The 12,217-nt window shown below is 69.2% G+C and carries 14 protein-coding genes; 8 read left to right on the forward strand and 6 right to left on the reverse strand.

The genetic code is table 11. From position 1 onward, the window contains the following. Nucleotides 1-10 precede the first annotated feature (10 nt). Genes OMW55_RS07495 through OMW55_RS07515 form a run of 5 tightly spaced genes read left to right on the forward strand, consistent with a single transcriptional unit; the run spans nucleotide 11 to nucleotide 5,957 of the window. Nucleotides 11-2,059, forward strand: coding sequence for a TIR domain-containing protein (locus OMW55_RS07495; RefSeq protein ID WP_264882085.1), 2,049 nt, complete (start codon nucleotides 11-13; stop codon nucleotides 2,057-2,059). Between the two features lie 32 nt (nucleotides 2,060-2,091). Beyond that, complete coding sequence (locus OMW55_RS07500; RefSeq protein ID WP_264882087.1) at nucleotides 2,092-2,580, forward strand: hypothetical protein; 489 nt, start codon at nucleotides 2,092-2,094, stop codon at nucleotides 2,578-2,580. Nucleotides 2,581-2,606: 26 nt separating this feature from the next. After that, nucleotides 2,607-3,218, forward strand: coding sequence for a hypothetical protein (locus tag OMW55_RS07505; RefSeq protein ID WP_264882089.1), 612 nt, complete (start codon nucleotides 2,607-2,609; stop codon nucleotides 3,216-3,218). A 4-nt stretch (nucleotides 3,219-3,222) separates the two neighbouring features. After that, entirely contained in the window at nucleotides 3,223-5,007 is a 1,785-nt protein-coding gene (locus OMW55_RS07510) for a DUF4231 domain-containing protein (RefSeq protein ID WP_264882091.1), read from the forward strand. Between the two features lie 20 nt (nucleotides 5,008-5,027). After that, nucleotides 5,028-5,957 carry a S1/P1 nuclease gene (locus tag OMW55_RS07515; RefSeq protein ID WP_264882094.1) on the forward strand — a complete coding sequence of 310 codons (930 nt, stop codon included), beginning with the start codon at nucleotides 5,028-5,030 and terminating at the stop codon, nucleotides 5,955-5,957. On the opposite strand, the gene OMW55_RS07520 is transcribed toward OMW55_RS07515, so the two are convergent. Genes OMW55_RS07520 through OMW55_RS07535 form a run of 4 tightly spaced genes read right to left on the reverse strand, consistent with a single transcriptional unit; the run spans nucleotide 5,954 to nucleotide 8,237 of the window. Beyond that, nucleotides 5,954-6,199: a hypothetical protein gene (locus OMW55_RS07520; RefSeq protein ID WP_264882096.1), complete on the reverse strand. Its 246-nt coding sequence runs from the start codon at nucleotides 6,197-6,199 to the stop codon at nucleotides 5,954-5,956. The two genes, OMW55_RS07515 and OMW55_RS07520, sit on opposite strands and share 4 nt — an antisense overlap. After that, nucleotides 6,196-7,131: an alpha/beta fold hydrolase gene (locus tag OMW55_RS07525; RefSeq protein ID WP_264882098.1), complete on the reverse strand. Its 936-nt coding sequence runs from the start codon at nucleotides 7,129-7,131 to the stop codon at nucleotides 6,196-6,198. The genes OMW55_RS07520 and OMW55_RS07525 overlap by 4 nt, the downstream gene beginning before the upstream one ends. After that, the gene (locus OMW55_RS07530) at nucleotides 7,128-7,328 is read right to left on the reverse strand and encodes a toxin-antitoxin system HicB family antitoxin (RefSeq protein WP_264882100.1); all 201 of its coding nucleotides are present in this window, start codon (nucleotides 7,326-7,328) and stop codon (nucleotides 7,128-7,130) included. The genes OMW55_RS07525 and OMW55_RS07530 overlap by 4 nt, the downstream gene beginning before the upstream one ends. A 6-nt stretch (nucleotides 7,329-7,334) precedes the next feature. Next, nucleotides 7,335-8,237 (reverse strand): SPFH domain-containing protein, encoded by a 903-nt coding sequence (locus OMW55_RS07535; RefSeq protein ID WP_264882101.1) that lies wholly within the window; start codon nucleotides 8,235-8,237, stop codon nucleotides 7,335-7,337. 80 nt (nucleotides 8,238-8,317) lie between these two features. Between OMW55_RS07535 and OMW55_RS07540 the strand changes: the two genes are divergently transcribed. After that, nucleotides 8,318-9,217 (forward strand): isoaspartyl peptidase/L-asparaginase family protein, encoded by a 900-nt coding sequence (locus tag OMW55_RS07540; RefSeq protein WP_264882103.1) that lies wholly within the window; start codon nucleotides 8,318-8,320, stop codon nucleotides 9,215-9,217. Beyond that, entirely contained in the window at nucleotides 9,207-9,725 is a 519-nt protein-coding gene (locus OMW55_RS07545) for a GNAT family N-acetyltransferase (protein WP_264882105.1), read from the forward strand. The genes OMW55_RS07540 and OMW55_RS07545 overlap by 11 nt, the downstream gene beginning before the upstream one ends. On the opposite strand, the gene OMW55_RS07550 is transcribed toward OMW55_RS07545, so the two are convergent. After that, complete coding sequence (locus OMW55_RS07550) at nucleotides 9,722-11,320, reverse strand: cisplatin damage response ATP-dependent DNA ligase (protein WP_264882107.1); 1,599 nt, start codon at nucleotides 11,318-11,320, stop codon at nucleotides 9,722-9,724. The genes OMW55_RS07545 and OMW55_RS07550 overlap by 4 nt on opposite strands. A gap of 36 nt (nucleotides 11,321-11,356) precedes the next feature. After that, nucleotides 11,357-11,659, reverse strand: coding sequence for a hypothetical protein (locus OMW55_RS07555; protein WP_264882108.1), 303 nt, complete (start codon nucleotides 11,657-11,659; stop codon nucleotides 11,357-11,359). A gap of 191 nt (nucleotides 11,660-11,850) precedes the next feature. Between OMW55_RS07555 and rpmG the strand changes: the two genes are divergently transcribed. Further along, nucleotides 11,851-12,018: a 50S ribosomal protein L33 gene (rpmG, locus tag OMW55_RS07560; RefSeq protein WP_037498456.1), complete on the forward strand. Its 168-nt coding sequence runs from the start codon at nucleotides 11,851-11,853 to the stop codon at nucleotides 12,016-12,018. Nucleotides 12,019-12,217 lie beyond the last annotated feature (199 nt).

Here is a 12,217-nt window from a genome sequence, read left to right on the forward strand (position 1 = left end):
GCCGCCGTTCGTGCAGCGTTACTGGGCATTCCTCAGCTACAGCCACGTCGACGCGGCCGACGCCGAGTGGCTGCACAAGGCGTTGGAAAGTTTCCGGGTGCCGCCCGAACTGGTCGGACGCCGCGCCGAGCGCTTCCTCGTGCCGCGCAAGCTCACCCCCATCTTCCGGGACCGCAGCGAGCTGGCCGCCTCCAGCGACCTCACCACCGAGATCCGCGAAGCGATCGAATGTTCACGACACCTTATCGTGCTGTGCTCGCCCGCTGCGGCCAAGAGCCGCTGGGTCAACGAGGAGATCCGCACCTTCAAGCGGCTCCGCCCGGACGGAGAGGTGCTGGCGGCGATCCTCGGGGGCGAGCCGCACGCCACCGACCCTGACCGGGAGTGTTTCCCGCCGGCGCTGAAAGAGAAGCTGGACGCCCGCGGCCGGCCGACGGGCGAGCCGGCCGAGCCGATCGCCGCCGACCTGCGCGCGGTGGGTGACGGGCGTGAGGCGGGCCTGCTGAAGCTGGTCGCCGGCATGCTCGATCTCAGGCTGGACGAACTGGTCCAGCGCGACGAGCGGCGGCGGCAGCGCAAGTGGACGTTGATCAGCGTTGGCTCAGCTGCCGGTATGCTGCTGACCACCGGCCTGGCGGTCACCGCCTTCGACGCCCGGGACGAGGCCCGCGCGCAGCGCCGCGAGGCCGAGAGCCTGGTCGGCTTCATGATCGGCGATCTGAAGGACAAGCTGGAGCCCGTCGGTCGGTTGGACGCGCTGGACGCGGTCGGCGCACGCGTGCTGAGCTACTACGAGAAGCAGGACAAGGCGTCGCTGAGCGACGAGGCACTGGCCCAGCGCAGCCGCGCCCTGACGCTGATGGGCGACATCGCCCAGCGCCGCGGCGACATGGATGGGGCGCTGCGCCGCTACCGCGAAGGCTTCGTCGGCACGGCCGAAGCATTGCGCCGCGACCCGGCCAACCCGCAGCGCCTGTTCGACCATGCGCAAAACGTCTTCTGGATCGGCAACATCGCTACCAACCGCGGCGACTATGACGAAGCGGCGCGCTGGTTCGGCGAGTACCGGCGGCTGGCCGACCGCATGATGGTCCTCGCGCCAACGAATCCCAAGTGGCAACTTGAGGGCGTCTACTCTGCCAGCAACCTTGGGGCGCTGGAACTCAGGCGGCGCGATTATCGGGCGGCGGTGGCACGGTTCGAGGGCGCCTTGCGTCCCTTGGCCACGCTCCGCCAGCAGGCGCCCGGCGAGCTCGAATATGCCAAGCTGGAGGTGGAGACCCGCGGCTACCTGGCCGACGCGCTGGAACGCGGCGGCCGGCTTCAGCCAGCGCTCGCCGAACGGTCACGCCAGGTCGGCCTTATTCAACAGCTGCGACGCCGCAACCCGAACGACTTGGACCTCCAGTCGCGGCTGCTGATCGCGTTACGCTCGGCAGCCCGGGAGCTGAACTCCAGCGGCCAGCGGGACCAGGCTCTCGCCATGTCGGTGCGCTCCGTCGGCCTGTCCGACAGCCTGCTGCGGACGGAGCCAGGCAACAGCGACTGGCTGGACCGCAGCGCCGGCACCCGGCTGGACCACGCCGCGCTGCTGATGAAGGCCGGCCGGCTGGACGAGGCGGTCCGCTTCAACGAAGCGGGCTGCGCGGGATCGGCGCGGGTGGCCGGCAAGGACCGGGTCGTATTGTGGGCCAAGCACGCGCGCTTGTGCCTTGAGAACCGGGCGCGCCTCAGCCTGGCCGGCGGCAACCGCGGCCAGGCGATGCTCCATGCCGGGCAGCTGCTTGCCCAGATCCGGACGGAACCGACGGCCGACAGGGTGGAGGACCGTTTCTCGCTCGCAACGGTCGAGATGCTGGTGGGCGACATCGAAAACGCGATGGGCGACCGGGCGGCCGCCCGGCGATCCTGGGCCCAGGCACTGGCGCTTTGGCCGAGCGGCGTAGCCGAGACGCCGCGTGAGTTCGCCCGTCACCGCGATTTGCTGGATCGGCTGGGCCGCCGCGCGGAGGCGACGGTGATGACGGCACGTCTGCAAGCCATGGGCTGGAAGGACTGACGTCAGGGCGAACGAGAGAGGGGAGCCAGAATATGCAGCAATCGGCCAGTGTGCAGGCGAGGTCCGGAGCGCCCGGCAAGGCGCATCCGGCGCGAGTCGCGGTCGTGGCGACGCCGGACGGGGACGGGTGGCGCTTCGCCATGCGCCAGGATAGTCAGGCCGTGGACCGGCTCGACTTCAGCAAGGATGCGGCCGGCATGCGCAAGGCCGACTGGCACGAAATCGACTTCATGCTGGAGGACCCAAGCGGGCGCCTGGCCTTTCCGCGCGACAAATGGGACGCGATCTGGGTCGCCCGGGGAACGGAAACGGAGGCGCCCGACTGCCCCAGAGCGGCCAGCCGCGACCACGACGTCTATCCCTTGTGGGTCAAGGACAAGGTTCTCCGGGTGTGCAATCGCAATTCCGATCGCTGCCTCCTGAGCTTCGCACTCAACTTCGTCCCAACCGGCAGCCCCGACGGACCGATCGTCGCCACGCTGGACCCGATCATGGGCAATGGTAACGGCGGTCGGGCGTGAACTGACCGAAGGAGGGAGCGCAGGCCATGCCAAAGTTCATGCAGGAACGGCACATCAACGTAGCGGTGAAGTTAGCGGTCGGCGGCGGCTACGAGATCACGCCCTACGAAGGCAGCAGGAACCTCAAGGACCAGGAACTGGTCTGCAGCAAGGAGCCGAAGACGCACCCGCATGATATCGGTAAGGACGACCTGTTCAAGGAAGGGTGCCATGTTCTCGTCTTCACGGTGGACAACGATGCCCAAGCTGAGCTGCGCTTCCCCGCGGTGCCGGAAGACGCTTATTGGGCACAGAAGGTGAACCCGACAGGCACAAGCGGTCCCAAGTCGCCGACGCAAGTCGCCGACGTCGTACCGGTCTGGGTAAGCGACGACGGCCAGCAGCTCATTGTTCTGAACTTCAATAACAAAGCCAAGCGGATCGGGTACACGCTGCGACTATTGGACAAGAACAACAACCCGCACCTTTGCGACCCGATCATGGGCAACGGCAACGGTGGCAAGAGCGCCCCCCAGACCCCATCCCCACTCGTTACCGGATCGCTGATCGCGGGCGCGGGCGCGCTGCTTGGAGGGCTGGGCTATGCGCTGGCGAGCAGCGCGTCCTTGGGCCCCAAGCGACGGCACCGGCGCAAGTAGGTCCGTGAGCGGCCCTCCCGCGGTACCGTTCGCCCTGACGGTCGGGATCACCGGGCACCGGGCCGAGGCCCTGCCAGCCGCCGCCGCGGTCGAGGCGCGGGTGGCCGCTGTGCTGGAGCGGCTGGAACGGGCCGCGTTCGACCTCCTGAAGCGGGAAGCCGCGCTGTTCGCGGCGGAACCGCCCTGCCTCACCCTGGTGTCGCCGCTGGCGTCGGGTGCCGATCAGCTGGCGGCACGGATCGCCGTCGAGCGCGGCTGGGCGCTGCAGGCGGTGCTGCCCCTGCCCCGGCAGTCCTATGCCGCCTCGATGGACCCCGCCGGAGCGGCCGAACTGCAGCGCCTGCTGGAGGCCGCGACTTGCGTGCTGGAACTGCCCGGCGATCCTGCAAACCCCACCGACAGCTTCGTTATGGCCGGGCGCGCGACGGTGGCCCACTCCGACCTGCTGCTGGCGGTGTGGGACGGGCTGCCGGCCCGCGGGCGCGGCGGCACGGCCGAGACCGTCGACCTGGCGCTGCTGCGCGGCACGCCCATCCTGCACTTGCCGATCGAGTCCGACCAGCCTTCGCGCCTGCTGTGGAGCGGGTTCGACCCGGTGGTGATCAGCGCACCCGGCGACCATCACTGCGGCCGCCCGGACGAGGAGGCGGAGCTGCACCGCGTGCTCGCCGCCTTGCTGGCGCCGCCGCCGAACCCGCGCGAACGCCAGTTCATCCAGCGCTACCTGGTGGAGCGCGAACGCAAGCTTCGCCTGCGGCTCGAATATCCGTTACTAATGACGCTCGCCGGCGCGCACCGCATCTCGCGCAAGGACGTCAACGCCCGGCTCGGAGTGGAGGCAGCCCGCAACGAGTGGCTTGAATATCGCCAGCGCTGCGCTGGTTGCCACGGGGTGGATGCGCCGCTCGATGCGCTGCAACAGGCGTATGAGTGGAGCGACCGGCTGGCCACCCACTTCGCCCAGACCTACCGGTCGAGCCATGTGTTCAACTTTCTGCTTGCCGCGCTTGGTGCGCTGATCGGCCTGTCGGGGCTGGTGTTCCAGGGTAACCCATTCGAGCTGGCGATCGCCGAGTTCGCGGTGGTGCTGGCGGTGATCGTCAATACCCAGACCGGCTCGTCCAGTTGCTGGCACCAGCGCTGGCTCGATTATCGCCAACTCGCCGAGCGGCTGCGACCGATGCGCAGCCTGAAATTGCTTGGGCTGGCCGCGCCCGATCCGCCGGGCAGCCCGGCCGAGCCGATCGCCCGCCGGTGGATCGACTGGTATGCGGCGGCGATGTGGCGCACGATCGGCTGCCCCGGTGGCCGACTTCAGCCAGCCGACGTCCCGCGCCTGGCGGAAGCGATCGCAGAGCGCGAGCTGGAGCCGCAGATTGCCTACAACCGGCGCACGGGGGCGCAGATGGCCGCCTTTGATCAGCGGCTCGAATGGGTGGCGCTGGCCATTTTCGGCACCACGCTGGCAATCACCTTCGCCACGATCCTGTGCCTGCTGTTCGCGCCGCAGCTGCTGAAGTCGGCCGGAAACTGGACCACCGTCCTGTCCGCCGGGCTGCCCGCGGTCGGCACCGCCATCTTCGGCATCCGGGTACAAGGCGATTATGGCGCGCTGTCGGCCCGCTCGCGACATACAGCGGACCAGCTGCAGCGGATCGCGACCGACCTCACCCGCGCGCGCGACCTGCCGCGCACCGCCGATCTTACCGAGCAGGCCGCGCGGGTGATGCTGGCCGACCTTGGCGAATGGCGGCTGGTCAACGAGCTTCACGAATTGTCGCTGGGCTGAGCCTCCGCTACGGCGGGCCCGTGCCGATCCTCCGCTTGCTTGCCGCGCTGTGCGCGCTTGTCGCCGCCGTTCCCGCCAACGCTTACTGGGAATATGGCCACCAGACCGTCGCTGCGGTCGCCTGGGAGTCGGTCAAGCCGGAAACCCGCCGGCAGATACAGGCACTGCTCAGACAAGGCGCGCTGCTGCAGACGCCGACCTGCCCCACCCGCACGCTGGAGGAAGCCAGCGTTTGGGCCGACTGCATCAAGCCAATGGGCGACCGCTTCAGCTACCAGTCGAGCTGGCATTACCAGAACGTCAACGTATGCAGGCCGTTCAGCCTCAAGGAGGCGTGCAAGGACGGCAACTGCGTCTCGGCGCAGATCGACCGCAACGCCCGACTGTTGGCCGACAAGAGCCTGCCAGTGCGGGAGCGGATTATGGCGCTGGCCTTCCTGACGCACTTCGTTGGCGACCTGGCGCAACCGATGCACGCCGGCGACCGCGGCGATCTCGGCGGCAACCAGGTCGCGGCCAACTACGGCGCGATCGGCGGCCGTACCAACCTTCATTCGATTTGGGACGGCTGGCTTCCGGAACGGGCGATCACCACCGGGCCGGCGGCGCGTTCCGGCGGCGCCAACAACCTCAGCCTGCCCCAACGGGCGCGCGAGCTGATCGCCGAAGTACCGGCCGGTGAGCGCGCGGTGCTGGTCGGCGGCACGGTTGCCGATTGGAGCCGCCAGAGTTGGGAGAATGCGCGCACCCTAGCTTACGCCTCCTTGATCGGTGATCCGTGCGGGCCGTTGCCGAAGGAGCGGCCAACCCTGACCGAGGCCAGGGTGGAGGAGCTGATCGCGCCGGTGCGGCGTCAGGTCACCGCCGGTGGCCTGCGCCTCGCGCGGCTGCTCGACGATGCGCTGCTGGAGGGCAAGTCCCCGCAACCGCCCAAGCGCGGCGGCAACTAGTTGTCCTCACCCCGCCGCCACCGCCACCCGCCGCGGGTGGTGTTCCGGCAGATGAGCAGGAACAGCGCAGTCAGCGTGACCGTGAAGCTGACGTAGGCGACGATCGACCATGCCAGCAGCGGCGTGGCGCCGGTGATCAGCACCACGTAGCCGACCAGCACGACCCAGCCCTGCCAGCTGATCGGCGCAGCCGAACCATAGCCGTACCGCTTGGGTGCGAACCATTCCGGTCCGCCACTCACCGCCGCGGCGCCTTGACGAAGGCAGCGATGCGCTCGGCGAGACGAGCGGCCAGCGGCAGGCTCGGGTCGGCGTAGGTGGCTAGGTTGGCGGCCCGGTCCGCCGGCGCGTCCTTCAGCACATGGTTCATGTTCGCGAACTCGGCAGCGACGACCCCCGGTCGGGCGGCTGCGAGTGCCGCGGCGTCCGCCTTGCCGACCTGCAAGTCGCGCCCGCCGCTCACCACCAGCACCGGCCCGCGATAGCCGCGGAGCAGCTGCACCGGGTCCTGCCGCATCAGGTCAATCAGGAAGTCCTGCACGGCTGGGTTGAACAACCCCCGCGCCAGCGCCGGGTGCATCGCTGATACATCGGCCCGCTGCCCCCCCTCCAGGCTGGCCAACGCCGCCTCTGCCTGCGGCAGGACCGGCGCGTTTGCCGGATTGGCGCGTAGCTGCTCGCGGATGATCTGCCCCAGCGGCCGCCCGCCGGTGGTCAGCAGAACCAGCCCACACACGTCCTTCTCCCCGGCTGACGCAAGCGCGATTAGCCCACCCTCGCTGTGCCCCGCCAGCCAGACGCAGCGCGCCCCTGTTGCGGCCCGTGCAGCGGCGATCCAGGCGCGGGTGTCGGCGACATAATCGGCGACCATCACCTTGTTCGGATCGCCGGCCACCTTGCTGCCGCCGAGCCCGCGCTTGTCGATGCGCACGCTGGCAACGCCGTCCGCCGCCAATCCCTCAGCCAGCAGGCGATAGCTGTTCGCCTTCACCCCCAACGGATTGTTGCCGTCGCGATCGGTTGGGCCGGAGCCGGGCAGGATCAACACCGTGGCTGCGGTCTTGCCAATTGGCTGGACCAGGGTGCCCTTCAGCGGCCCCGCCGCGAGCTCGCTGCTGCGGACAGCGGGCGCGGCCGCCGCCAGGCTGGCAGCGGCGATGAGGGTGGTGATCATTCCGTTTTCTCCTTGGGGGGTCGGCCGCGCTTGACCGGCTGGGGCGGGTCGAGGCGGACGCCGCGGGCCTTCAGCGCCTCACGGATCAGCACCTCGGCCTCGGCATTGGCCGAGCGCAGGTTGGCCGTGGCGCAGCGCTCAACCGCGGCCCACAGGGCCGGGTCGATCCGCAGCGGAAAGGCCTTGCGCTCGGTCACGGGCGCTTACTGGTACAATGTGCCGGTGTTGACGACAGGCTGGGTGTCGCGCTCGCCGCACAGCACCACCATCAGGTTGGACACCATGGCCGCGCGGCGCTCGTCGTCCAGCTCGACGACGTTCTTGGCCGACAGCTGCTCCAGCGCCATCTCGACCATGCCGACGGCGCCCTCGACCAAAGTCTTGCGGGCGGCGACCACCGCCTGCGCCTGCTGGCGGCGGAGCATGGCCCCGGCGATCTCCTGCGCATAGGCGAGGTGGGTGAAGCCGCACTCGTCGACCGTGATGCCGGCCACCGCCAGCCGCGCGTTCAGCTCTTGCCGGAGCTCGACCCCGACCTCGTCATGGTTGCCGCGCAGCGTGACCTCCAGATGCTCGAAGTCGTCGTACGGGTAGCGCGAGCCGATGGTTCGGATCGCCGCCTCGACCTGGACGGTGACGAACGCCTTGTAGTCGTCCACGTCGAACAGCGCCTGCGCGGTGTCGATCACCCGCCACACGATCTGTGCCGCGATCTCGATCGGGTTGCCGCGCAGGTCGTTGACCTTGATCCGGTCGGAAATGAAGTTGTTGGTCCTGACCGACACTTTGCGCCGCATCTCCCACGGCAGCACCCAGCGCAGGCCCGTGGCCCGGTCCGTACCCCGATATTCACCGAACAAGGTGATTGCCGCCGCCTGGTTCGGCTGCAGCATGTAGAAGCCCGGCAGCAGGAACAGCAGCACCAGCGGCCCGACGATCACCGCCGCGATCGACAGCGCATCCCGGTAGTCGTTGGCCAGCCGGCCGATGCCGAATACCTGCACCGCAATGGCTACCGCCAGCAGCAGCAAGACGAGATAGCCGCTGAAGGTACGGGCCCTCCGCTCCCGGCTGGCGGTGAGATGATTGATCGGCTGATCGGTCATGTGAGGTCTCCCTGTATGATATCACATTTATATATTTGCGATGCGTTGCGCAAGCGGGAGCCGCCGCCTAGGGCCGGCGCATGAACTGGCAATTGGTGATCCACGGCGGCTGCGGCGCGATGCGCCTGTCGCCGGAAGAGGAGCAGGCAGGGCTTGCGGGCCTGCGCGAGGCGCTTGAGGCAGGCTCGGCCGTGTTGCGCGCCGGCGGAGCTGCGCTCGACGCGGTGGAGGCGGCGGCGCGCGTGCTGGAGGATGACCCTGCGTTCAACGCCGGGCGCGGCGCCGTGCTGACCCACGAGGGCGCGATCGAACTGGACGCTGCGGTCATGGCCGGAGCCACGAGGTCCGCCGGCGCAGTGGCGGGCCTGCGCACCATTCGCTCGCCCATCGGCGCCGCCCGGGCGGTGATGGAGCACAGCCCGCACGTCCTGCTGAGCTTCGCCGGCGCCGAGCAGTTTGCCCGCGAGCAGGGCCTCGAGACGATCGACCCGAGCTGGTTTGAGACCCCCGCCCGGCGCGCGCAGCTGGACAAGGTGCTGGCGAGCGGCGGCGGGTTCGACGCCGACGTGAAGTTCGGGACGATCGGCGCGGTGGCGGTGGACTCCGCCGGGCATGTCGCCGCCGCCACCTCGACCGGCGGCCTGACCGCCAAGCGTTGGGGCCGCATCGGCGACTCGCCGCTGATCGGCGCCGGCACCTATGCCGACGATCGCAGCTGCGCCGTCAGCGCCACCGGCTCGGGCGAGTTTTTCATCCGCACCGCCGCTGCGCACGAGATCGGCGCCCGCATGCGGTTGCTGGGCGAATCGCTGCAGTCCGCGCTCGACTCCGTGCTGGCCGACATCCAGTCCCTCGGCGGCACCGGCGGGCTGATTGCGGTCTCGCCCGATGGAGACGCAGCGTGGGGCTTCACCACGCGCGGCATGTACCGCGGCAAGGCCAGCGCCGCCGGCAGCGAGGTGGCGGTGCATGGAGCTTGAGCCCGCCACGCCCGAGGACCTGCCGGCGCTGCACGCGCTGATCGAGCGCGCCTACCGTGGCGACTCCGCACGCCAGGGATGGACGCACGAGGCCGACCTGCTCGGCGGCCAGCGCACGGACGTGGACGCCCTCGCTGCCATGCTCACGAACCCCGCCCAGCAGCTGCTCCTCTGGCGCGATGGCGCTCAGCCAGCCGCCTGCGTGGCGCTGACGGACAAGGGCGACGGCCTCGCCTATCTCGGCATGCTCACGGTCGACCCGGAACGCCAGGGCGGCGGCACCGGCCGAACGCTCCTCGCCGCCGCCGAACGCTGGGCGACTGACCACCTCCGCGCTCGCCGCATCGAAATGACCGTCATCTGGCAGCGCCCCGAGCTCATCGCCTGGTACGAACGCCGCGGCTACCGCTTCACCGGCGAGCACCGCCCCTTCCCCTACGGCGACGAACGCTTCGGCCAGCCCCACCGCACCGACCTCGAGTTCGTCGTCCTGGAGAAGACCCTCTAGGTCACCATCGCCCGCATGGTCTCGATCCGGTCCGCCTCGTGCGCCGGCTTGTCGGTGCGGATGCGGCTGATACGGGGAAAGCGCATCGCCAGCCCGGAGCGGTGCCGCTTGCTGAGGTGGATGGAATCGAACGCCACCTCCAGCACCAGGCTCTTCTCGACCTCCCGCACCGGTCCGAACCGCTGCACCGTGTTCTGCCGGACGAACCGGTCGAGCCAGCGCAGCTCCTCGTCGGTGATCCCCATATAGGCCTTGCCCACCGGCAGCAGCTCCCCGTCCTCGGCCCAGCAGCCGAACGTAAAGTCGCTATAGTAAGACGAACGCTTCCCCGACCCGCGCTGGGCGTACATCATCACGCAGTCGGCGGTCAGCGGATCGCGCTTCCACTTGTACCACAAGCCGACCCGCCGCCCGGCGACATAGGGCGAATCGCGCCGTTTCAGCATCATGCCCTCAATCGACGCGTCGCGGGCGCCGGCGCGCACCTCGCCCAATTCGGCGAAATCAGCAGCCTCGATCAGCAGCGACAAGTCGAACCGGTCCGGGTCGAGACGGGGCATGAACGCCTCCAGCCGCGCCCGCCGCTCACTCCACGGCAACGCGCGCAGGTCCTCCGCGCCATCGTAAAGCATGTCGTACAAGCGGACGAAGGCCGGATATTCCTCCTGCATCCGGCCGCTGACCACCTTGCGGCCGAGCCGCTGCTGCAGCGCGTTGAAGCTGGCCGCGGCGCCGCCATGCTCGTCCGCGCCCTGCCCCGCTCCCCGCACCAGCAGCTCGCCGTCAAGCACCGCGGCCTCGGTGAACGCTGCCGCTACGTCCGGAAAGCTGCGGGTGATGTCGTCGCCGGTCCGGCTGTACAGCCGGGTCTCCCCTCCCGCTCGCACTAGCTGCACGCGGATGCCGTCCCACTTCCACTCGGCGGCATAGTCGGCCAGGTCGACCTTGCCCTCCTCCAGCGGGTGGGCGAGCATGAATGGGCGAAAGACCGGGATGTCGGTCGCGCGCGGCTGTTCGGCCCGGCCCTCGCCCCAGGCGAACAGTTCCGGATAGGGCGGCGCGAGGCCGTGCCAGACTTCCTCCACGCCCTCGACATCGACCCCGAACGCGTCGGCGAAGGCCTGCTTGGCATTGCGGGCGTTGATCCCGACCCGCAGCTCGCCCGTCGCCAGCTTCAGCAGCGCGAAGCGGCCGGATGCGTCGAGATGGTCGAGCATCCGCGCCAGCTCCGCCGGCGCATCCGAGCGGCTGACGGCGCGCAGCCGGGTGACCGCCTCGGCCAGGCCGACCGTGCCGTCGTCCATCTCCGGATGCTCGCGGTCGGGCGCGGGCCACAGCAGGGAGACCGTCTCGGCCAGGTCGCCGACGTAATTGTGGCTCATGCGCAGCAGCAGCGGATCCACCCGGCTTTCCGCCAGGCCGCGGATCACTGCCGCCTTGACCGCCGGGATGTCCAGCGATCCGGTCAACGCCGCCAGGGCATAGCCCCGGTCAGGGTCCGGGGTGCGGCGGAGATAGTCGCCGATCAGTTTCAGCTTGGCATTGCGACTACGGGTATAGACGAGCGCGTCGAGCAGCTGGGAAAAGGCGCGCATGCCCGCTCAACCGAGCAGCGGCGAAATCGTTTCGGGTCAGTGCAAGCGCGCGGCGATGGCGGCAAGGATGGTCGTGCGATCAGCAGTGCCGGCTGCAAGCGCGTCGTCGAAGTGGCTGAGCGCCTCGGCTACAGCCACCCGGCACCCTGGCAAAAGAGCGAGCTGCGCCGAATGCCCGGCCAGCCCTTCCGCGGCGGACAGCCCGGCCCGGCCCGCAGCGTCGCGGATCGCATCCAGGCGCGCGTGGATGTCGAGCGGGCTCAGCCGATGCGCCCGGCCGTGGATGTCGGCGATGCGGGCCTTGAGGTCGTTCCGAAGCACATCGAGCGAGTCGCGCATGAAAGTTCACTCCGCGTTTGCCCGCCGACTGTTGACCCGCAGGGTTAAGGCTTGGCTAAAGCAGTGTGACTGTTCGACATTGGCGTGCCTGCTGCTTGACACGGGCAGCACCGGGCGGCATTGGGCGCGGCAGATGCGGGCGGCGTTCAGCGCCGCTCTTTTCGTTTACACGCACACTGGGACCTTTCGCGATGGCCAAGCCGGCAACCGTCAAGATCAAGCTCGTCAGCACGGCCGACACCGGCTTCTTCTATGTGACCAAGAAGAACCCGAGGAACCAGACCGAGAAGATGAGCTTCCGCAAGTACGACCCGGTCGCGCGCAAGCACGTTGAGTTCAAGGAAGCCAAGATCAAGTAACGACCCGCTGAGGTCGTCACCTCGGACGCCGATCCGGGGTCAAGTAGATGGCAGTCGCGGCAGCGGCACCGAGGGGCGCTTCGGCGCCCTTCTTCGTGCCCGCCTGCGCCATAGGATCACGTCCGCTGTGCTAGCCGGATGCGCCTCGCCACCTTGCCGCCGCCGCGACGCTTGAGCGACGCGCAGGCTGAGCGGATGG

It is taken from the genome of Sphingomonas arvum (assembly GCF_026013565.1).
In the GTDB taxonomy this organism is placed as follows: Bacteria; Pseudomonadota; Alphaproteobacteria; order Sphingomonadales; family Sphingomonadaceae; genus Sphingomicrobium; species Sphingomicrobium arvum.